Below are 20,875 nucleotides of genomic sequence, written 5' to 3'. Positions count from 1 at the left end.
CTAGTGTGCGCGGTCTCTTATGTGTAGTATCCCCCTAAGTCAGGAAAGCCGTGAACTAGTGTGCGCGGTCTCTTATATGCATTATCCCATCAGTTCAGATACGCGACATTGTACCTAGACTCTTGGGTGCAATCTCCCTACTACTCACATCAATTTCTTTCCTGAGTAGAAGGGAGAGTGTTCATAAAATGCGTGGAGGCTGGACCTGAGCAGAAGGGAGAGTGCTTATAAGGATGCCTGGTGCATGAATCTGAGCGCATGGAAGACTGCACCCAAGATGCCAAAGGGAGTATAAATTCGTATGTTTACCTTTAATTACCTTTTAATTTTTTTCTGAAAAGTATAAAAAAGTATAGCGAAAACGTCCGATATAGGTACAGAGTTGAATTTAAAACGGACAAAGAGGAGATTTTACAGTGAAATACGGTAAAAATTGGGCGCAGTCGATTCGGCAGTCCATGCAAAAAAAGATGATTCTGCTGCTCACCTGCTTTATCATCGTTCCAACCATTATTCTTATTGTCGTGTTGACTATTACGGCATCGAACAACACGAAGAATATGATGTATGACCAGGTCAATGAAGCGACGAATTCGATCTCGCGGCTGCTGAATCAATCGTACGAGACGAACGCTCATATGATAGGCAGCTTGGTCAACGGGATTACCGATTACCCGCAGGATATCGAGCGAATCAAGCAACGGGTGACGGATCTGGCTGGAGACGTCAACACGATTTTAAATGCCTATGTGGTGCTGGGAGACAAGTATCTCGACAACAATGGCAGCAAGCTGAGCATTGATGAATTTGCTCAACGCGAATGGTATCAGTTGGCCTTGCAGCGTCCGGGCGAGGTCATCGTCTCGAAGCCTTATCAGGATATCATTACGGGAAAACTGATTTTGACGTTCTCGCATTCGCTGCCTAACGGAGCCGGTGTCGCCGGAATCGATGTCTCGATCGATAATATCAAGCAATCGGTAAGCCAATTCAAAGTCGGAAAAAGCGGATATATCAGTCTCTTCGACAAAGACAATCGTATCTTATTCCACCCGGAATATGAGTCAGGGACTCAATTGGACAAGGAGCAGTATAGTGAGCTGATGACGGACGAATATGGCGAGTTCCTGTCCAGCGCGGACGGCCGGAACGAGTTCATCAGCTTCGACAAGCGGAACAAGTTCGGCATCAATATCGTCTCGGTACTTAGCGTTGGCGAGATCAATCAGCAAGCGAATCAGATCGTCGTTATCGCTTCCGTGTTTCTCGTCGTGCTTATCGGGCTTATTGGACTTTTTATATGGAGATTTGTCAATAATATCATCCGCCCTGTTGTTCGGATTCAGCAAGTGACGGAGCGGATCGCCACCGGCGATTTCTCGGTTCGCATTTCAACAAGCGAACGGACAGATGAAATCGGCCGTCTGGAGAAAAACTTCAATGCCATGTCGCAGGCATTATCCGAGATTATGATGCAAATCCGCGAAGTATCTGAATCGGTCGCGGCTTCGGCTGAAGAGCTGTCCGCGAATTCCGAGGAGAATCTCAGCTCCTTGCAAGAAGTATCGGCATCTTACCAGCAAGTGTCGGCCCAGTCGGCCCAGCTGAATGAGCGCTTGAATACCGCAGCGTCCCAAGCGCATCAGTCTGCGGCACATCTTAAGCGCGTCGTCGAGCTGGTCGGAAATTCTTCCCATGCGGCGCATGAGATGAGCGAATGGGCCGTGAATGGGGAAAAGGCGCTCGAAAATGTGCGGAAGCAGATGGAGGCCATTACGCGGAACACGGAACAGGCGAAGGCGGAGACCGAACAGCTGAATCAGCAGTCGCATCATATTCACCGCATCGTTATCTTTATTCAAGAGGTGGCTGCCCAGACGGAGCTGCTTGCGCTTAATGCGTCGATTGAAGCGGCACGGGCTGGCGAACACGGGCGCGGATTCGCCGTCGTCGCGGGCGAGGTACGCAAGCTGGCGGAGGAGACGAAGGAAGCGGCCGGCAAGATTACGGGCTTCGTGCAGCAAATGAGAGAGCGCTCCGACTCGGTATGGGCCACCATGCAGGACGGAGTCGAGACGGTAGCCGAGGGACAAGCGTTGACGCAGACGGTGACGGACAGATTCTCGGATATGTTCCAAGCAATCGATGAAATGAATATTCAATTGAGCCATGTGGCTGATTTGGGCGCCCAGCTTGCGTCTTCCAATGGCGAGATGATTGAGTCGTTCGATGCCGCAAGCGAGATGACCAATGTGACATTAGTGGAAATGGAGACCGTAGCGGCCGCGAGTGAGCAGCAAAATGCGGCGATGCAGGAGATGGCATCGTATGCGAATCACTTGGCGAGCATTGCCGATGATTTGCAGCAGCTGTCTGCGCGCTTCAAGTCCTGAATTGTAGAAAGATCGTGACCATGAGAGCGTTCGAGCCGAAAGCGGCCGGCGCTCTTTTTGTTGCCGCCATAATTGAAGTTCGCCTAGAAAGGATACAGCCAACGACCGAGGCAACCGATTTGCAACCCTTTCCCTGTTAACTGGAGGCGACTCTAGACTGAACAAGAGGTAGACGACTTGAACGAGGTGTTCATTCCGAGTGCAGTGCGTACTCCGATTGGAGCGTTTCAGGGCAGCTTCTGGGATACGGCGGCCACAGAACTGGGGGCCGTTGTCATGAAGGAGGCTTGCCAACGTGCGGGAGTGGCCAGTGATCGGGTAGACCATGTGTATATGGGGCAGGTGCTGCAAGGCGGAATTGGAATGAATGGAGCGAGGCAGACATCGTTGCAGGCGGGAATTCCGGATCGGGTTCCGGCGACGAGCGTGAATCTCGTATGTGGATCGGGCCTGCAGGCGGTGATGCTGGGAGCCCAGTGTATCCGTTCGGGGGATGCGGACGTGATTGTGGCTGGCGGCATGGAAAAGATGTCGCAGTCTCCTTACATGCTGAAGAAGGCGCGTCAGGGCTACCGGTACGGACATGGGGAGCTTGTTGACTCGGTGCTGCATGACGGGCTGACGTGCGCGATTAGCGGTCAGCCGATGGGATGGACGGCGGAACGTCTTGCCGAGCGCTACGGACTGGCGCGCGAGCAGCAGGATGCCTTCGCGCTGCAAAGCCAGCAGCGGGCGCAAGCGGCGATGCAGGATGGACGGTTCCAAGAGGAGACCGTCGCGGTATCCGTTGCGGACCGCAAGAGCGGTGCGCGCCTGATCACGGCGGATGAGCACCCCCGCCCGGGGCTGACAATGGAGGGGCTCGCCCGGCTGAGGCCGGCGTTCAGCACGCAAGGCACGGTGACGGCGGGCAATTCGTCCGGCATCAACGACGGTGCGGCGGCCGTCGTATTGTGCGGCCCGAAGGCGTCCGACACGCTCGGCATCGCCCCGGTCGCAGCCATTCGCGGGTATGCCGCCGTTGGGCTTGAGCCGGAGTGGATGGGGCTTGGCCCGGTTCCTGCCCTGAGGTAGGCTATCGGCAGGGTAGGCTTGCGGCAGGAGGACATCGGCCTGTTCGAAATCAATGAGGCGTTCGCGGCGCAGGTGCTGGCTGTGATGCGCGAGTTGGAGCTTGATTCCGAGTGGGTAATGTGAACAGCGGGGCCATTGCGCTCGGCCATCCGACCGGCGCGAGCGGCGCGCGTGTATCGCTTGATCGCGGCAGCGATTGCACGGGGCGACCGCGTGTTTTTGAAGCGGCTGTATGAAGCGGTCATCTATGACAAGAACCGGCCGGAGGAAGCCCGTTATGAAGCATATCTCGATGATATGCTGACCCAACGCAATCTGATGGACCTATATCATGCGTTAAATATATTCAATGTCAGCATGCTCGATAATGAAGCGGCCACGGGCAGCGGCACGGTGCGGCGCATTGCGGCCCCTACGCTGGTACTGCGCGGAGATCGGGACATGGTCATCAGCGAAGCGATGGCGGCAGAGAGGCTCGCCGATCTGGGAGAGATCGCCCGATTCGTCCCGCTGAGGGACTGCGGGCATTCCCCGCCGGTCGACGATCCGGGGCAGCTGCTGCAAGCGGTGGAGGCGTTCCTCGCGGCGGATATCGCCATGCAACTGGAAGCATGATCGGGGGAAGCAGGAAGGCAGGAGAGGCGGGACATGCGGGACATGCGGGCAGTGCGGCCTGCCGGACCGCTTGATGGAACCGCCTGAGAGACCGCCGTAGGGAGAGGCGAGGAATCAGACAGGAGGGAGAACATGAAGCTTGGGGGCAAGACGGTAGGGTCATTACAGGCGGAGCCAATGGGATTGGCGAAGCGGCCGTGCGGCTGTTCATGGATGCGGGAGCGAATGTCGTCATCGCTGATTACAATGAAGAAGCGGGGATGCGGCTCCTGAATGATCTTGGACCGTCCGCAGCGGAGCGCGCATTCTTCGTTGCATGCAATGTCGCGGATTCGGCCAGCGTGCAGCAGCTTATGGAGAAGACGCTGAAGCGATTCGGCGCAATCGAGTGGACAACCGGAAGAGGTCGCGCAGGTCTATTTGTTCCTTGCGTCCGGCGCCGCGGATTATATTAACGGAGTCGTCATTGAAGTGAACGGAGGGCTGTCGATTTGGCAAGGGAACGAAGCCCTGGCATAGCGGCTCGAGCAAGAAAAGGATCTTGGCCAGCCTCGTGAAGGGCGGCGCAAGATCCTTTTTTAAGTGAAAGGGGTCGCGGCCGAATTCAGGAATGCTGCGTCCGACCGGGATGAATGAAGCCGGCGAGGGAAGCCGTCTCCTTCCATAGCCGATCATGCGGCAAGGTCATGTCCGCCTGGAGAGGAGGGCGCGTCGGCTGCAGATGCTTCAGCATCCGCTCGTCCACGAACCAATCGCTGGCTCCGACGGGCGGCAGGGGCTCGTCCGGCCAAGCATCGGCCAGCCGCGGGCTGTAGGCCCGATGTGCCGCCGGCAGGTTCGCATGATCCTGCGCCGATGCTTGGGTGGTGAAGGCATGCGGCCAATAGTCTGCACGCGATCCGGTATGCGGGACGGCGCGCATGAAGCTTAACGCCCTTCCATAGATGTCAGGGACATGGAATAACAGAGCGTACAATTTGCGTCCGAACGCGATCCGCTCGTCCAGATCGGAGAAATTCTCCAGTGTCAGCCCGACGAGCGGAACGGCAGGCTCCTGCCCTGCAGGCACTCCGAGCGGGATAACGACCTGGTTCATCTGCATCCAGCCATGCAGGCGGACATCCCACTTCGTGATGACCTGCTCGCGGAACTGTTCATTCTGGACGACGCTTCCTTCGATGACGTTCTGTTCATTGATGATGAGTGCGGTCGTCAGCAGAGGGCTGTCCGACTGAACCCAGAAGCTGTCCCAAAATGGAACCATGAATGCCGATACGCCCAGGTGCGGAAGCAGATGGAACAGGCTGCGCCCCTCGCGACGGCTGGCGTCATATAACAGCAGCTGCGGGAAGGCGTCGTGAAAAATAAGGGCATTGCTGCGTTCCAGCAAGCGGAACGACCAGAGGCGCTGCCCCGGACTCATGATGCGCGGCAGCCATTCCCCTTGCAGATCCGTCATATTCCAGCCTCCGTTGCGGGAGACGGTATGGGCCAGCAGCGCCCAGTGCAGCTCCGGGTGCTGATTATAGAGCCGAAGGTAGGCTGCTGCCCGGGTGACATTGTTCCGGTTCGCTGCCGCTGCCGCATGGCGAATATGAGCGAGAAGCTTTAACTCTTCGGATGTCAGGCTTTGACGCTCATGGGCTCGGGCCTCTTCGGCATGCGGGCGGCTCCGCTCTGCAATAATCCGGTACAGACGCTCTTCCGTTCGTCTGGCTGCGGCCCGGTTCCACTCCATCGTGCGGAGGTTGCGTATGCTTCTCATCTGCCTGCGCATGCTAGTCCATAGATTGCGCATGGCAGCGCGGGCGCTGTCAACGGCATGCCGAAGCAAGCGCCAGGCGTACCGCCAGCGGGTAGGGGACGAGGATTCCATCGTATTTGCGCTCTCCTTTCCCGGAAATCCCTTGTTTTCCGTTCATTTTTTTACTAGTATGTCCAAAATGACGCGCCTGTGAACCTATTTGCAGTTTGACTTTTCATTTCACATTGGTTTATGTTGATAACAACCTAGTTGGGAGTGATGCGTGATGGAAAAAGTACAAACAGTGGAACGTTTTAAAGAAATCATTGCCCAGCCGTTGACGTCGATCGCCGTATTCAAGACGTCCTGGTGCCCGGATTGCCACTTTATTGATCCGTTCATGCCGGAGCTGGAGGCGCAGTATGAGGGGAAGGCCGTATTTTTCGAGGTGGATGCGGAAGCATTGGTCGATGTGGCCCAGCAGTATCACATTCTCGGCATTCCTAGCTTCGTCGCCTTCAAGAGCGGCAAGGAGACGATTCGCTTCGTCAACAAGCTGCGCAAGACGCGGCCGGAGGTTGAGCAGTTCGCAGATCGGGCCATTGCGGTGTCTGAAGCGGTGTAAGCCGGAAGAGAATACATGATCCGCCCTTGGATGGGGCGGATTTTTTTATAGGTGCGCAAGGAAACGCATCGATCCGGTTTTATGGGGATGTGTAATATTTGTCACAATTTTGCCGTACATTCGATTAGGAAATCTTGTATAATGGGGACGATTGGCATGCTTTGTAGGTAAGAATTATTTTAATAATATGTGTTCAAAAAGGTCGAAGCGTGATTGATTTCAAATGAAAATAACGGGTCAGGTGAAACTGGTGAATTCGAACATCTACCGTAAATTGAAGCTATTGGCTTACGCCACCTGCATCGGCATGTTCATCGTCGTGCTGAACGGCGCCCTTGTCACGAAGACGGGATCCGGCCAAGGCTGTGGCACTGATTGGCCGCTGTGTAATGGCAAATTCGTGCCTGCCTACACCATCGAATCGATGATTGAATACTCGCACCGTATCGTAACCGGGATTGTGGGCATTCTTGTACTGGCATCATTTATTTTTGTGTTCCGCCTCGCGCGAGACAAGCGTGACGCAGTTATGTATGCATTGCTGACACTTATTTTTACGGTCATTCAGGCGATTATGGGGGCTCTCGCCGTCGTCTTTACTCAGTCTCCGCCTGTCATGGCGCTGCATTTCGGAATCTCTTTGCTGGCGTTCGCCTCATCCTTCCTGCTGTGCCTGGCGCTGCGAAGGTATGAACGGGGCATCGTTCAACATGCGGGCAGAATCAGCGATACGTTCCGCTACGCCGTCTGGTTCACATGGTTATATACATATATCGTGATATACGTCGGCGCCTTCGTACGGCATACGGAGTCATCCGGCGGCTGCCTGGGATGGCCGCTCTGTAATGGCGAGTGGATCCCTGACATGACGGGAGGAACCGCAATCGCTTTCATGCACCGGGTGGCTGCAGCGCTGCTGCTGATTGTCGTCGCGGTAATGGCGCATTTCGCTTACCATCATCATAAGGATAACCGTGAGATTCAGCTGTGCGGGATATGGTCGATTGCACTGTGCGCAGGGCAGATTGTAAGCGGGGCGCTCGTTGTTTTTGCGATAACGGATGAGAATTTGTATTTATTTGCGGGAATGCTGCATGCAGTGTTGATTTGCGGACTGTTCAGCGTGCTATGCCATATGAGCATTCGCGTATGGCAGCTGCGTGAACGAACATAAAGCGAAAAGAAGCAGTCACTTGACGGTGCGCGGCGCCATGGCGGGCTAACGTGCTACAAGCGAGCTGCTTCTTCTTGTATTGCGTGGGGTTCCCGTGAACATAAGCCGATTTACGCTCCTTCTCTCAACTGACGGGCATCTTCGGCGTGAGCGCCGAACAGCAATACGGACGCGGCCGCTTTCGCCGCAGCCAGCCAACGGACATTCCAACGTCTGCGCTCTGTTTCCCGATTGATGCTTCTCATGAACATCTACCTCCCGTAAAGTGTGGTCTTGCTTACGAATCATAATGAGTGTTCAAAAAGGTCGGTTAATTCTTCGTGATCAGAAGTGAACTTTTTGAACTTCCTCTCTTATTTTATCGATACGGATGGGGCGGTGCCATGCAACCTGCTTACGATTCTCTTACATTGTCGTAAGCTGTCCGGTTGTAGCGCTTTAGGTTCTCATGAAAAACAGATATACTACATAATAGTACGTTACAGTGGCGCGTATTACAGAATTATCCTTATAGCGAGCCGATTTGCAGCAAATATTTACCCAGCTAACGATCTAAGGAGGGCTAGCGTTGTCATTTTCGAATATTCGCAGTTTCATTCATACGCTCAAGCGGGAGAACGAGTTGGCCGTCATCGAAGCCGAAGTCGATCCGTATCTCGAGATCGCCGAGATTCATCGGCGGGTGATCGAGGAAGGCGGGCCCGCACTGCTGTTCACCAATGTGAAGGGAAGCCCGTTCTCTGTAGCTACGAACCTGTTCGGGACGACCCGGCGGGTGGATATGGCCTTCGGGCCGAGACCTGAGCAGTTCGCCAACAAGTGCATCGAAGCGGTGAATCGCTTCATGCCTCCATCGCCGAAGAAGCTGTGGGAAGAACGAAGCCTGGTCAAAGAACTGCTGGGCCTGCTCAAGGTAGGCATGAAGGATGTATCATCCGCTCAGGCGCCGATTATGGACGTGAAGCGGACTGATATGCCGATGCAAGGCCTGCCGGCGTTAACGAGCTGGCAATTGGACGGAGGGCCGTTCATTACCCTCCCGCTCGTCTACACCGAGCATCCCGCGCGCAAGGGCAGCGATCATAACCTGGGAATGTACCGGGTTCAAATATACGATGACGAGACGACCGGAATCCACTGGCAGATTCAAAAAGGCGGCGGCTTCCATTACCATGAAGCCGAGCTCCGCAACGAGGCGCTGCCGGTATCCATCTATGTCGGCGGCCCGCCCGCATTGATTGCGGCAGCCATCGCGCCGCTCCCGGAAAAGCTGCCGGAGCTGCTCATGGCCTCCTTCGTCATGGGAGAGCGCCTGCCTGTCGTGGACAGCGGCTTCGAAGGGCATCGCATTCCGGCGGAAGCTGAGTTCGTCATCCAGGGCTACGTGCCACCGCATGAGCGGCGGCTGGAAGGGCCGTTCGGCGACCATTACGGATATTATTCGTGGGCGCATGAGTTCCCGATTGTCAATGTGAAGCACATGTATCACCGCAAGGACGCCATCTACCCGGCGACGATCGTCGGCAAGCCGCGCCAGGAGGACTACTATTTGGGCGAGTACCTGGTCAAATTGCTGTCACCGGCCTTCCCGATGGTGATGCCGAGCGTGCGCAAGGTACATCCTTATCCAGAGACAGGCGTCCATTCCCTGGCCGCTGCCGTCGTCCGGGAGAGCTATTCCCGCGAGGCGATGCTGAGCGGCTTCCGGATTCTCGGGGAAGGCCAGCTCAGCCTGACCAAATTCCTGATGCTCACCGATCAGGATGTCGATCTGGACAATTTCGCGCAGCTGATGGAGAACGTATTGGAACGCTTCCAACCGGAGTCGGATCTGTATGTGCTGAACAATACGTCCCATGATACGCTCGATTATACCGGGCACAAGCTGAATCACGGCAGCAAGGGCATTATGCTGGGGGTCGGCGAGCCGGTTCGCGAGCTCCCGCATACGTATGGGGGAGGCCCGATTGACGAAATATCGGATGTGGCCGTATTCTGCCGCGGCTGCCTGACGATGTCCGGAGCGTCCTATGAGGCCGAGCCGCAGTTGGCGGAACGGCTGATGGAACGGTTGGCCGATCAGGAGACGCCTTGGCCGCTCGTATTCTTGGTGGACGATGCGCAAGTGGCACGCACACAGCTGTCTTTCCTGTGGACGGTGTTCACCCGCTTCAACCCTGCTTCTGATATATACGCGCGTATGGAAGTCCGAAATCACCACATTGCGTATCAACTGCCGATTGTTATTGATGCGCGTATGAAGCCGGGCTACCCGGACGAATTGTTCCCGCGCGAAGATATCGTGCAACGGGTGGACGATCGTTGGAAAGACTATTTCCCGAACGGATTCTAATCGGGGGTGGTCACGATGCTGCGAAGCCTGTTCGGGGAAGCGCCCCGCAGGGATGAAGGCGCGTTGAAGGAAGCGATGGAAGCGATAGATCGCTATCTGTCGCATGTAAGAAAGCAGATGGACAACGGCGGGGATCCGGGGCATTACTGGCGCAAAATCGAAATCTGGACGGTAGGGCTTCGCACATCACTCGATGAGCTGGAGCAGAGCATCTATGCTTCCGGCAAGTATGCGGAGCGGGTGACGAAGCAGTACCAGGAAGATATGAATGATCATGAATTAGATGATTATTACCGCCACGTCTACTTTTACAAAAATGCGTTCATCCGCGTCTTCTCCATCCTGGACAAGCTGGGGACGCTGCTGAATGAGGTGCTGCGGCTGGAGACGGAGCAAATGAAGCATTTTTTCTCCTACTTCACGGTGCTCCGCCGGCTGCATCTGACAGGCAGGCATCCGCGCCTGACCGACAAGCTGTCCGGCCTCAAGCAGCTGCATGGAGAAGCGATGCAGCGCCTGCGCAAACGCCGCAATACCGAGATTCACTATATGAATGCGGAGATGCAGGACGATCTGTGGCAGCGGCACCGCAGCTTGAACAGCAAGCTGCGGCTGGAGGATATCCAGGCGAATATGGACGATGTGGAAGAAGGCATGCAGATGGTGTGCGGCGCGCTTACCGCTTCGTTCCGCGCTCTGGTTACCCTAGAAAAATGAAACGTAAGGTAAGAAAAGTCAATTGACAATATCCGAGTAATATCATATACTTTGAATAATTTCATAACGATTTCTTATCAAGAGTGGCGGAGGGACAGGCCCTGTGAAGCCCGGCAACCGATCCTGCAACCCGTATTTGCTCGCAGCTTACCGCTGCCGCAAGATTGCAGGATGTCAATGGTGCTAATTCCTTCAGAACGGATAAGTTCTGGCAGATAAGAAAGGGCGCTAACCCACCTGCAAACGAGAAGCACATGATATAGCCCCCTTTTGGCATCTGCCAAGAGGGGGCTTTTGGCGTGAATACAGAGATACAGGTCACCGCTAATTAGGAAGGGGAAAACTATCATTGATTCGTCTGGAGCATATCAGCAAACAATATGAAGTCAAAGGCAAGCTATCCGGACCTCTCGCATTGAACGATGTCAGTTTGACGATAGAGCAAGGAGAAATTTTTGGCATTATCGGCCACTCCGGGGCCGGCAAGAGCACGCTGCTGCGCAGCATCAACCTGTTGGAGCGCCCAACCTCGGGGAAGGTGTTCGTGAATCAGGTGGACATGATGAAGCTGTCGAAGCGGGAGCTGCAGGAGCAGCGCAGCAAGATCGGCATGATTTTTCAGCATTTTAATCTGCTGTCCTCGGCGACCGTGTTCGAGAATATCGCATTCCCGCTGCGGCTGCAGAACGCGCCTGCCGCCCAAGTGAAGGCGAAGGCGGATGAATTAATCCGTCTCGTCGGTCTGGAGGACCACCGCAATAAATATCCGGCGCAGCTGTCCGGGGGACAGAAGCAGAGGGTCGGCATTGCGCGTGCGCTTGCCAACGATCCGAAGGTGTTGCTCTGTGATGAAGCGACCTCTGCGCTCGATCCGCAAACAACGCAATCGATTCTGGAGCTGCTGCTCGATATTAATCGCCGCTTCGGTATCACGATCGTTCTCATCACCCACGAGATGCATGTCATTCAGGCGATATGCGATCGGGTCGCGGTCATCCATGCCGGCCAAATCGCGGAGGAGGGCAAGGTGGTCGACGTCTTCCTGAAGCCGCAGCATCCGGTGACGAGGGAGTTCATTATGGAGGAGCGCCATGACGCCGACCTGCAGCCGTGGGTGGCCTTCCAGGGGCAGGCAGGAGAGCATTCGCGCGTCGTCAAGATCAATTACTTGGGCGATGTGACGTATGAGCCTGTGCTGCAGACCGTCCTCACCGAGGCGGGGGTCCGCTTCACGATATTGCAGGGGACGATATCGCGCATGAAGGATACTCCCTATGGCCAATTGGTCGTTCGGCTGGACGGCGGCCAGCCGGATGTCGATCGATCGCTCTCCGCGCTGAAGGATAGAGGACTTGAAGTGGAGGTGATCGCCTAATGAAGGATCTGGATTTCTCCAAAATCAACTGGGATGATATCGGAACGGCGACAAGCGACACGCTGGCGATGATGCTGTTCTCCGTCATGTTCACGATCGTTATCGGGCTTCCGCTCGGCGTACTGCTTTATTTGACAGGGAAATCAAAAGGGACGGCCGGGAGAACCGTATATTTCGCAGTTTCTTTCATCGTCAACATTTTGCGTTCCGCGCCGTTCGTGATTCTGATGATTGCGCTCATTCCGGTTACCCGGATGATTGTCGGCACCTCGATCGGGGTCGAAGGCACGATTCCGCCGCTCGTTATTGCGGCTGCGCCATTCTTCGCCCGGCTGGTGGAGACCTCGCTGCGCGAGGTGGACCGCGGCGTCATCGAAGCCGCGCAGGCGATGGGCGCTTCGACCTGGCAGATCGTGCGCAAGGTGCTGCTGCCGGAGGCGATGCCGGGCCTTATCGCCGGCGCGACGATTACGGCCGTGACGCTCGTCACCTATACGGCGATGTCGGGCATGGTCGGCGGGGGCGGTCTCGGGGACTTGGCCATTCGATACGGGTATCACCGCTACGAATTTGAAGTCATGATCATTTCGATTTTTATTATGGTGCTGCTCGTGCAAATTCTGCAATGGATTGGCGACGCGTTCGTCCGCCGGTTCACTCGGAAGTAGCCACCCGGTCATACCCGTAATGGGATTGGCAGCGGAGATCGTTAGGAATTCGCTCGGTAACGAGCTTCCATATAGAAGTGTGTGAACGACCACTATAACATCAATTGGGGAATTAATGGGAGGAGAAGAGAGACATGAAAAAATGGACGTATGTATTAACGTTGATAGCGCTGATTGGCGTGCTCGCGGCTTGCGGCAGCAAGTCGTCGACCGGAACGGATACGGGCTCGTCGAACGCAGCGGGCGGAGAAGGCGGCAAGGAGACGGTGAAGCTGGTTGTCGGGGCATCGCCGGTGCCGCATGGCGAGATTCTGAATCATATTGCGTCGAAGCTGAAGGAGCAAGGCATTGAGCTCGAGGTCAAAGAGTTCACGGACTATGTGCAGCCGAACGTGCAGGTGCACGAGAAGCAGCTGGATGCGAACTTCTTCCAGCACAAGCCGTACATGGACAACGAAGTCACGGAAAAAGGCTATGATCTTGTAAGTGTCGGGAACGTGCATGTGGAACCATTCGGCGGGTATTCCAAATCGATCAAATCGATCGACGAACTGAAGGATGGAGATACGGTATCGATTCCGAACGATCCAACCAATGGCGGGCGCTCGCTCCTTCTATTGGAGAAGCAAGGTCTGATCAAGCTGAAGGAAGACGCTGGCCTGAACGCCGGTGTTAAGGATATTGTCGAAAATCCGAAAAATTTGAAATTCAAAGAGCTCGAAGCGGCCATGCTTCCTCGTACGCTGGATGAAGTCAACTTGGCACTTATCAACACGAACTTTGCGCTGGAAGCCGGACTTAATCCGACGGAGGATGCCCTCTTCATCGAGGACAAGGATTCCCCGTATGCGAACATTTTGACAGCGCGGAGCGACAACAAAGACAGCGATGCGATCCAGAAGCTGCTGGCTGCGCTGCAATCGGATGACGTGAAGCAGTTCATCAGCGAGAAATACGAAAGTTCCATCGTTCCAGCATTCTAAGAAGCGTTATCTGTGCTCTTCGAATGGCCCCCTTGCACGGCACATTTGCCCTGCAAGGGGGTTTTTGCATGCCGCGAAAGCAGGGTAGGAAATTTTTAGGAAACCTTTAAAGAAACCCGAAAGGAGATTGGCGTTGGCTGCAGAAACCGTGTGGGGACTCAATACGATTAGTAGGGGGAAGATGTCATGTTCGAACGAATCGATAAGGCCGTGTGCTGCCCCGCCTCAAGTTGTTCTGCCCTGGCAAATCGCATATACTGAAGAGGAATGATGCGGAGGCTGGGAGGAGGAGATGATGTTGGAACAGGAGCGCAGGATTGCGCTGATTACAGGCAGTGCCAAAGGGCTGGGGAAGATGTCCGCGCTCGCCTTGGCCGAAGCCGGACATGACATTGTTCTGAATTACATGCATAGCGAACGCGAGGCAACCGAGCTCCAACGCCAGATTGCTTCCATAGGAGTCCGCTGCTTGCTCGTGCAAGCCGATATCTCGAAGACGGAAGATGTCAAGCGGCTCGTCCATACGATGAATGAACGAATAGGCATGGCGGATATCGTCGTCAACAATGCCGGACCCTTCGTCCGGGAACGCCGCCTGTTCGCTGACTATACCGAGGAGGAAATTTTGTTCCTGCTGAATGGCAACCTGACCGGGGTCATGCTGCTCGATCATATGCTGCTCCCTTCCATGCGCCGGCGCGGGTGGGGGCGAATCATCCATTATGGATTCGGCCATGCGGCAGAAGCCCGTTCGTGGCCGCACCGCGCCGTATACGCCGCAGCCAAGGTCGGGCTCGTCTCTTTTACGAAGACGCTTGCCGTAGAGGAGGCCCCGTATGGCATTACGGTCAACATGATCTGCCCCGGAGATATTCGCGGCGACAACAAGGAACGGCGCATCGACGAGGTGCAGGGCGTGAAGGATGAAGAGACGCCGCGCGGCCGCCCAGGCACGGGCGAGGATGTGACCCGGGTCATTCGCTTTCTGTGCGAGGAGCAATCGGATTTCTTCACGGGCAACATCATGAATGTATCGGGCGGGCTCGACCCGATACGGGCCAATATCGGCAACCTTATGTAAGCCGGGGAACGAGAAACTCGGGCATGCGGTTATAAAAGTTTTTTTTTGAACAACCTCTAGTAAGGGTGTATATTACGTTATGCTGGAGCTTAATGCCCCTGTCCTGACAAGAGCGCGGTTCGCCGCGCTTGCCGGATGGAGGGCGTTTTTTCATATCGCGTAAGATGAACAGGTGGTAGACCAGATGAGCAGACTGACAAAAGAGTTAGCGCAGGAAATTGTGACGCGGACGATGCAAGTGATTCACTATAACGTCAACGTCATGGACGAACGAGGGCGGATTATCGGCTCCGGAGACCGTTCGCGCTTATATCAGAAGCATGAAGGGGCGGTCATCGCAATTGAGCGGAAGGGGCGCTTCGAGATAGACGAGGAGAGCGCGCGGAAGCTGCAAGGGGTGCTGCCCGGCACGAATCTGGCGATTCAGTTCCAGGGCGAAGTCGTGGGCGTCATCGGCATTACCGGCGATCCGAACGAGGTGACCAAGTACGGCGAGCTAGTGAAGATGACGGCGGAAATGTATCTGGAGCAAGCCGATCTGTTGGAAAAAGCCCAGTGGGACAAGCGGATGAAGGAGGATTTCCTGCTGTCCGTCATTCACGCGGACGGCAAGGATAACGACATGCTGCGGCTCCAAGCGGAACGGATCGGCTTCAATCCGGACCGGGCGCGGGTCGCATGCATTATGGAACTGACAGGGACGGAGAACGCGGATGCGCTGCCTGCGCTCAAGCGGGTGGTCGAGCTGCTGGAGGGGCGGCCCGCCATTGACCTGATCGCCATCCGCAATACGCGCCAGATCGTGCTGTTCAAGCCGCATCTTCATCCGCGCGAGCCGGGTGCCGATATATGCGAAGGCATCGGCCGCATCCGCAGGCTGCTGGAGGAGAAGCAGATTGCGCCCCTCCGGATCGCCGTCGGCAAGGTGTATTCCGGCATCGGCGGCTTAATCGCGTCATACCGTTCCGCACAGGATACGATGCGTGCGGGCCAGGCGATTTTCCCGGAGCAGCCGGTATATTATAGCGAAGACATGCCGAATGAGACAGCGGCGGCCAATGTCAAGCCATCCTGGATAGGGGATGAGCTGCGGCGGTTATGGCAGCGGTTCGCGCAGGAGGACAAGAGCGGGGAACTGCAGCAGACGCTGCAGGCTTATTATGAGGAGAATGGCGAACAGCGGCGCATTGCGGATCGATTGGCGATTCACCGGAATACGCTTCGTTACCGTCTTCAGCGCATTCATGAAGCGACCGGCAAGGACCCGAAGCATTTTCGCGACTTATATACGCTGATGACGGCCCGCTGGTTATGCGCGCTAGGGGACAAGGAGAACGAGAGCAACGTCTGAGCGGGCCTGCATCTATTGTGCATTTGAACAAAAAACATGCTCAGTAAAGCGCTGTATTTCATTTTAATGCATGATGAAGCGCTTACACATTACAGGTACAGTAATAGTACAAGGAATTGATATAACACCTTAGGGGGAGTACAATATGGACGTATCTGTAACTGTGCTCGGTGCTCTGACGGCATTGGTCGTAGCCATTGTGCTAATATTGCGAAAAGTTCCTCCGGCGTACGGCATGATGATTGGCGCGCTGGCCGGCGGGATTGTCGGCGGGATCGGGCTGGTCGATTCCGTGAATCTGATGATGGATGGCGCGAAGGGTATGATACCGGCCGTGCTGCGCATCCTGGCCGCCGGTGTGCTGGCCGGCGTCCTGATTGAATCGGGCGGGGCCAAGACGATTGCCGAGACATTGGTCCGCAAGTTCGGCGAGACGCGCGCCTTGTTCGCGCTGGCGTTCGCGACGATGGTGCTGACGGCGGTCGGCGTCTTCATCGACGTCGCGGTCATCACGGTGGCGCCGATTGCGCTCGCGATTGCCCAGCGCGCCGGCTTGTCCCGCATGGCGATTCTGCTCGCCATGATCGGCGGCGGCAAGGCGGGCAACATTATGTCGCCGAATCCGAACGCCATCTCGGCGGCGGAGGCATTCAACATTCCGCTGACCTCGATGATGATGGCGGGAATTTAACCGGCTCTGTTTGGACTTTTTGCCACTTATATGATTGCCAAGCGGCTGACGAAGAAGGGCACGATGATTGCTGCTGAAGAAAGCGTTGACAAGGGCGAGCAGCAGCTTCCAAGCTTCCTGGCGGCCATGATGGCGCCGCTCACGGCGATTGTGCTGCTGGCGCTGCGCCCGCTGGCCGGCATCGTTATCGACCCGATTATCGCATTGCCCGTCGGCGGCCTCGTTGGCGCCTTGTGCATGGGCCGCATCAAGCAGATTAATCAATATGCGATATCAGGCCTGGGCAAAATGACGGGCGTAGCGGTTATGCTGCTCGGCACGGGAACGTTGGCCGGCATTATATCGAACTCGCAATTGAAGAATGTCATCATCGACAGTCTGGCCTCTTCCGGCCTGCCCGCTTACTTGCTGGCCCCGATAAGCGGCGCGTTCATGTCCTTGGCCACCGCTTCGACGACGGCAGGCACGGCGGTCGCAAGCTCGGTGTTCGGCTCGACGATTATGGAGCTTGGCGTCGCGTCGCTGGGCGCTGCGGCGATGATTCATGCCGGTGCGACCGTCTTCGACCATATGCCGCACGGCAGCTTCTTCCACGCGACGGGCGGAAGCGTTAACATGGCGATGAAGGAGCGGCTGCGTCTCATTCCGTATGAGACTCTGATCGGCCTTGTCCTGGCCATCGTCTCGACATTGGTGTTCGGCGTATTCGGATGGTTCCTCTAACCCGGGATGGCACCGGGGAGCAGTGGCCGAAGGTTAAGGTTTGATGGAGAGGGAGTGGAGAGAATGAAGGTTGTAATTGCTCCGGACTCATTTAAAGAGAGCTTGTCCGCAATGGAGGCATGTCATGCGATAGAAAAAGGATGGCGCCATGTCTATCCCGAAGCGGAGATCATACATGTGCCGATGGCCGACGGCGGGGAGGGCACGGTCCAGTCCTTGGTCGATGCGACGGGCGGACGCTTGATTCACCGCGAGGTGACGGGACCGCTGGGTACGCCCGTGACCGCATTCTACGGCTTGCTTGGCGACGGAAAGACGGCGGTGATCGAGATGGCGGCCGCCTCGGGTCTCGCGCTTGTGCCGCCGGCGCAGCGCAATCCGCTTGTGACGACGACACGCGGCACCGGTGAGCTGATTTTGTCGGCGCTGGATGAAGGCGTCAACACGATCATTCTCGGGCTGGGCGGCAGCGCCACGAACGACGGTGGTGCGGGCATGGCGCAGGCACTCGGCGTGCGGCTGCTTAATGCCGGCGGCGCGGAGATCGGTCATGGCGGCGGAGAATTGCACCGTATCGCCCGCATCGACGTGAGCGGAGCCGACCCGCGGCTGAGTGACGCTGCCTTCGTAGCCGCGTGCGATGTGGACAACCCGCTGACCGGAGAGCGGGGGGCGTCGGCCGTATTCGGCCCTCAGAAAGGCGCCGGGCCGGACATGGTGCGGCAGCTTGACGGCAATCTCGCCCATTATGCGGCGATGATTAAGGACTGCTTGGGCCGCGACGTAGCCGGGATTCCCGGCGCGGGCGCAGCCGGAGGGCTCGGCGCGGGGGTGCTCGCCTTTTTGGACGCCGAGCTGAAGCGGGGCGTCGATATCGTCATCGAAGCGACTGGGCTCGCTTCGCATGTGAAGGATGCGGATCTCGTCATTACGGGGGAAGGCCGCATCGACAGCCAGACGATTTACGGCAAGACGCCGATGGGCGTGGCCAACACGGCCAAGCGCTATGGCGTGCCGGTTATCGGCATCGCGGGCTCGCTGGCGGACGGGCATGAAGTGGTGCATGAGCATGGCATCGATATGGTGTTCACGATCGTGCCCGGCGTATGCAGCCTGGACGAGGCTTTGAGCCAAGCCGCTGCCAATATGGAGCACACGGCGCGTAACATTGCGAAGACGTTGCAATGCGGCAGCAATTTGGGGAAATAAGTCAAGTAATATAGGGCGGACGCTTTCTTGTTGGAAGGCGCCGCCTCTTTTCATGTCCTGACGGTCACAAAAAATTCACCTCGCTCATGTCGATGAGTGAAGAATTGCACGCTGACATGCTATACTGTTAAGTAAGAAGCAAGGAAATATGATATTGGCTTTTCTTTGCTCGACGAATCTACCTCTACACCGAGAGGAGGCGACACCATAGAATTCAGGGTAAAGGATTTGTTACAGATCGACATATTGAAGCAAGCGTTCGTCGTCAGCGGCAAACAGGGTCTGAACAACCTTGTTCGCGGTGTGACAATCATTGAAGCGCCGGATATCGCGGAGTGGATTAACGGGGGAGAATTGCTCCTGACCAGTCTGTACCCGCTGCAATCTTTCGATTATAGCGAACAGCAGATCTTCATGTCGCAGTTGGCTGATAAAAAGGTAAGCGCTCTCGTTATCAAGACGGGACGATTCGTTCATGATATTCCATCCGGCCTCATTGAAGCATCAGAGAGGCTTCATCTGCCTATCATACAAATTCCGAAGCAAGTTCCTTATCGTGAAGTTATGTATCCGGTGATGGAATTACTTTTTAACAAACAAGTGGTAAAGCTCAAGTATTTCAAAGAAGTCCATGACCGATTTATCGCGCTTACGCTTGCCAATAAAGGCGCTGAAAATATTATCATGTCCTTGAAAAATCTGATTGGCAATCCTGTTACTTTATATGACCGGAACTTTTATCCCATATCGGCGACCGACCCGGATCTGGTGCAGTTTGAGGTGCTGGAGCACGAGGAAGTGGATGGTGCCCGCATCGACACGGAATTTGCATGTTTTCGACAGCGCGTGCTTTACCCGGAATGGGGCGGCCGAACGTGCGAGCATCTTGTTGTTCCGGTAGAAACGGTAAATCATATCAAGATCCATCTCGTTATCCATGAGACGCGCAAAGCCGTGGAAGCACTGGATTTCATAGCCATTGAAAACGCAGCGACCTCCTTGTCGCTCGATCTCGTCAAGCAATATGCCGTGGCCGAAGTGGAGATGAAATTCAAAGACGACTTAATCGATGATCTGCTGAACGCCAAGATCGAATCGCTCCAGAGTGTATACCAGAGGGCCAATTTGATTGGCTGGGATTTGAACAAGACCTATGTTGTCGTGCTGTTCCGGCTGCAGATTGTGGATGGTTACGATGAGAACGAACTGGATCTGTACAGTCTTCATAATCCATATCAGCGCTTGCTGTATGATATCATTCAGCGGCAGCTGCCGGAAGGCACCATCCGTATCCGTAATGATCAGCTCGTTGTACTATGGGGAATCGATACTCCTCAAGCTGATAAAATGGCCTCCTTGCGCATGATAAAGGCGGCAGCCAGGAACATCCAGCACACATTTTGCAAACGAATTCAAAGCATCGATCTGCAGGTTGGCATCGGGAACGCGGCCCATTCGATATCGGAGCTGCCACGGAGCTATAAGGAAGCGCAAGATGCATTGCATCTTGGGACATTGATTAATGGCAATTCCGCGATTTCTGCCTTTTCGGATTTGGGCATATACCGCTTGCTCTGCCAAATCGAAGATGCCGACGAGCTTGCAAAGTTTATCCCGCTATCATTAAAAAAATTGCTCGTCTATAAACAGCCGAACCGGGATGATTTAATCAAAACGCTGCAGACGTTTTTGCAGCACCATCAAAATGCCGCCAAAACCGCCGAGGAGCTGTACGTCCACTATAAGACCGTAACCTACCGGATTGAACGAATCAAGGAGATTACCGGCATGGATATGGATGACCCGGATGAGATGCTGTCGGTCCAAGTCGGATTGAAAATTCTCGTCTTGCTCGACGATCATCCCGTCGCGTCGCAACCAGAGCTTGTGGGCGTGTAACCAAGTCAGAATAAGGCCCTCGCCATCCAGGCTCCGCTTACTGAGAGGAACAAAGCTCTCTGCAAGCGGAGTTTTTGGCATATCAAAAACTAGAAAATCTCCTATATGCGACGCCTCTTATAAACAATCTCCCATCGGTTCAGGAAGGTATGTATGTGTGGAGTTCCTTATGACCAGTCTCCCATCGAGTCAGGAAAGCG

General features: G+C 55.5%; 18 protein-coding genes, 2 pseudogenes and 1 riboswitch. Of the genes and pseudogenes, 18 read left to right on the top strand and 2 right to left on the bottom strand.

All coding sequences use genetic code 11. From position 1 onward, the window contains the following. The first annotated feature begins 416 nt into the window (after positions 1-416). The 6 genes and pseudogenes from DQX05_RS28420 to DQX05_RS33355 all read left to right on the top strand — a co-directional run bounded on the left by DQX05_RS28420 (position 417) and on the right by DQX05_RS33355 (position 4,601). On the top strand, positions 417-2,393 hold the full coding sequence (locus tag DQX05_RS28420) for a methyl-accepting chemotaxis protein (RefSeq protein ID WP_119796629.1): 1,977 nt from the start codon (positions 417-419) through the stop codon (positions 2,391-2,393). 186 nt (positions 2,394-2,579) lie between these two features. After that, entirely contained in the window at positions 2,580-3,467 is an 888-nt protein-coding gene (locus DQX05_RS28415; protein WP_259392289.1) for an acetyl-CoA C-acyltransferase, read from the top strand. An 18-nt stretch (positions 3,468-3,485) separates the two neighbouring features. After that, a pseudogene (locus DQX05_RS33360) lies at positions 3,486-3,703 on the top strand (hypothetical protein). Beyond that, entirely contained in the window at positions 3,639-4,082 is a 444-nt protein-coding gene (locus DQX05_RS28410; RefSeq protein WP_397336240.1) for an alpha/beta fold hydrolase, read from the top strand. The pseudogene DQX05_RS33360 and the gene DQX05_RS28410 overlap by 65 nt, the downstream one beginning before the upstream one ends. A 197-nt stretch (positions 4,083-4,279) precedes the next feature. After that, positions 4,280-4,537, top strand: coding sequence for an SDR family oxidoreductase (locus tag DQX05_RS28405; protein WP_182914947.1), 258 nt, complete (start codon positions 4,280-4,282; stop codon positions 4,535-4,537). Continuing rightward, positions 4,503-4,601, top strand: a complete 99-nt coding sequence (locus tag DQX05_RS33355; protein ID WP_182914946.1) for a hypothetical protein — start codon at positions 4,503-4,505, stop codon at positions 4,599-4,601. The genes DQX05_RS28405 and DQX05_RS33355 overlap by 35 nt, the downstream gene beginning before the upstream one ends. An 85-nt stretch (positions 4,602-4,686) precedes the next feature. On the opposite strand, the gene DQX05_RS28400 is transcribed toward DQX05_RS33355, so the two are convergent. Further along, positions 4,687-5,958, bottom strand: a complete 1,272-nt coding sequence (locus tag DQX05_RS28400; RefSeq protein WP_119796628.1) for a DUF2515 family protein — start codon at positions 5,956-5,958, stop codon at positions 4,687-4,689. 154 nt (positions 5,959-6,112) lie between these two features. Here DQX05_RS28400 and DQX05_RS28395 point away from each other — a divergent pair, with 154 nt between their 5' ends. Both DQX05_RS28395 and DQX05_RS28390 read left to right on the top strand, forming a co-directional pair. Then, on the top strand, positions 6,113-6,451 hold the full coding sequence (locus tag DQX05_RS28395) for a thioredoxin family protein (protein ID WP_119796627.1): 339 nt from the start codon (positions 6,113-6,115) through the stop codon (positions 6,449-6,451). Positions 6,452-6,674: 223 nt separating this feature from the next. Continuing rightward, positions 6,675-7,625 carry a COX15/CtaA family protein gene (locus DQX05_RS28390; RefSeq protein WP_119796626.1) on the top strand — a complete coding sequence of 317 codons (951 nt, stop codon included), beginning with the start codon at positions 6,675-6,677 and terminating at the stop codon, positions 7,623-7,625. A 110-nt stretch (positions 7,626-7,735) separates the two neighbouring features. Here DQX05_RS28390 and DQX05_RS32695 read toward each other — a convergent pair whose 3' ends face one another. Further along, complete coding sequence (locus DQX05_RS32695; RefSeq protein WP_259392286.1) at positions 7,736-7,870, bottom strand: hypothetical protein; 135 nt, start codon at positions 7,868-7,870, stop codon at positions 7,736-7,738. Between the two features lie 323 nt (positions 7,871-8,193). On the opposite strand from DQX05_RS32695, the gene DQX05_RS28385 reads away from it, so the two are divergent. The 10 genes and pseudogenes from DQX05_RS28385 to DQX05_RS28340 all read left to right on the top strand — a co-directional run bounded on the left by DQX05_RS28385 (position 8,194) and on the right by DQX05_RS28340 (position 20,675). After that, entirely contained in the window at positions 8,194-9,978 is a 1,785-nt protein-coding gene (locus DQX05_RS28385) for a UbiD family decarboxylase (protein WP_119796625.1), read from the top strand. Positions 9,979-9,993: 15 nt separating this feature from the next. Next, positions 9,994-10,695 (top strand): Cthe_2314 family HEPN domain-containing protein, encoded by a 702-nt coding sequence (locus tag DQX05_RS28380; RefSeq protein WP_119796624.1) that lies wholly within the window; start codon positions 9,994-9,996, stop codon positions 10,693-10,695. A gap of 71 nt (positions 10,696-10,766) precedes the next feature. After that, positions 10,767-10,917, top strand: a riboswitch (SAM riboswitch). A gap of 127 nt (positions 10,918-11,044) precedes the next feature. Further along, complete coding sequence (locus DQX05_RS28375) at positions 11,045-12,070, top strand: methionine ABC transporter ATP-binding protein (RefSeq protein ID WP_119796623.1); 1,026 nt, start codon at positions 11,045-11,047, stop codon at positions 12,068-12,070. Continuing rightward, positions 12,070-12,738 carry a methionine ABC transporter permease gene (locus DQX05_RS28370; protein WP_119796622.1) on the top strand — a complete coding sequence of 223 codons (669 nt, stop codon included), beginning with the start codon at positions 12,070-12,072 and terminating at the stop codon, positions 12,736-12,738. Before DQX05_RS28375 ends, DQX05_RS28370 begins: the two co-directional genes overlap by 1 nt. A 134-nt stretch (positions 12,739-12,872) precedes the next feature. Then, positions 12,873-13,721, top strand: a complete 849-nt coding sequence (locus DQX05_RS28365) for a MetQ/NlpA family ABC transporter substrate-binding protein (RefSeq protein ID WP_119796621.1) — start codon at positions 12,873-12,875, stop codon at positions 13,719-13,721. Positions 13,722-14,016: 295 nt separating this feature from the next. After that, complete coding sequence (locus DQX05_RS28360; protein ID WP_119796620.1) at positions 14,017-14,802, top strand: SDR family oxidoreductase; 786 nt, start codon at positions 14,017-14,019, stop codon at positions 14,800-14,802. A 184-nt stretch (positions 14,803-14,986) separates the two neighbouring features. Further along, a complete protein-coding gene (locus tag DQX05_RS28355) occupies positions 14,987-16,153 on the top strand; it encodes a sugar diacid recognition domain-containing protein (RefSeq protein ID WP_119796619.1) in 1,167 nt (388 codons plus the stop codon). Between the two features lie 145 nt (positions 16,154-16,298). Next, positions 16,299-17,567: pseudogene (locus DQX05_RS28350) on the top strand (GntP family permease). Positions 17,568-17,630: 63 nt separating this feature from the next. Then, the gene (locus tag DQX05_RS28345; protein WP_119796618.1) at positions 17,631-18,776 is read left to right on the top strand and encodes a glycerate kinase; all 1,146 of its coding nucleotides are present in this window, start codon (positions 17,631-17,633) and stop codon (positions 18,774-18,776) included. Positions 18,777-19,004: 228 nt separating this feature from the next. Continuing rightward, positions 19,005-20,675 (top strand): PucR family transcriptional regulator, encoded by a 1,671-nt coding sequence (locus tag DQX05_RS28340; RefSeq protein WP_259392285.1) that lies wholly within the window; start codon positions 19,005-19,007, stop codon positions 20,673-20,675. Positions 20,676-20,875 lie beyond the last annotated feature (200 nt).

It is taken from the genome of Paenibacillus thiaminolyticus (assembly GCF_003591545.1).
Lineage (GTDB): Bacteria > Bacillota > Bacilli > Paenibacillales > Paenibacillaceae > Paenibacillus_B > Paenibacillus_B thiaminolyticus_A.
This window is presented reverse-complemented; position numbering and strand designations above follow the sequence as displayed.

What these genes read in the sequence shown, in the direction of transcription:
- DQX05_RS28400 (WP_119796628.1), bottom strand. Translation starts at nt 5,958, where the DNA reads ATGGAATCCTCGTCCCCTACCCGCTGGCGGTACGCCTGGCGCTTGCTT.
- DQX05_RS28395 (WP_119796627.1), top strand. Translation starts at nt 6,113, where the DNA reads ATGGAAAAAGTACAAACAGTGGAACGTTTTAAAGAAATCATTGCCCAG.
- DQX05_RS28390 (WP_119796626.1), top strand. Translation starts at nt 6,675, where the DNA reads ATGAAAATAACGGGTCAGGTGAAACTGGTGAATTCGAACATCTACCGT.
- DQX05_RS32695 (WP_259392286.1), bottom strand. Translation starts at nt 7,870, where the DNA reads ATGAGAAGCATCAATCGGGAAACAGAGCGCAGACGTTGGAATGTCCGT.
- DQX05_RS28380 (WP_119796624.1), top strand. Translation starts at nt 9,994, where the DNA reads ATGCTGCGAAGCCTGTTCGGGGAAGCGCCCCGCAGGGATGAAGGCGCG.
- DQX05_RS28370 (WP_119796622.1), top strand. Translation starts at nt 12,070, where the DNA reads ATGAAGGATCTGGATTTCTCCAAAATCAACTGGGATGATATCGGAACG.
- DQX05_RS28365 (WP_119796621.1), top strand. Translation starts at nt 12,873, where the DNA reads ATGAAAAAATGGACGTATGTATTAACGTTGATAGCGCTGATTGGCGTG.
- DQX05_RS28360 (WP_119796620.1), top strand. Translation starts at nt 14,017, where the DNA reads ATGTTGGAACAGGAGCGCAGGATTGCGCTGATTACAGGCAGTGCCAAA.
- DQX05_RS28355 (WP_119796619.1), top strand. Translation starts at nt 14,987, where the DNA reads ATGAGCAGACTGACAAAAGAGTTAGCGCAGGAAATTGTGACGCGGACG.
- DQX05_RS28345 (WP_119796618.1), top strand. Translation starts at nt 17,631, where the DNA reads ATGAAGGTTGTAATTGCTCCGGACTCATTTAAAGAGAGCTTGTCCGCA.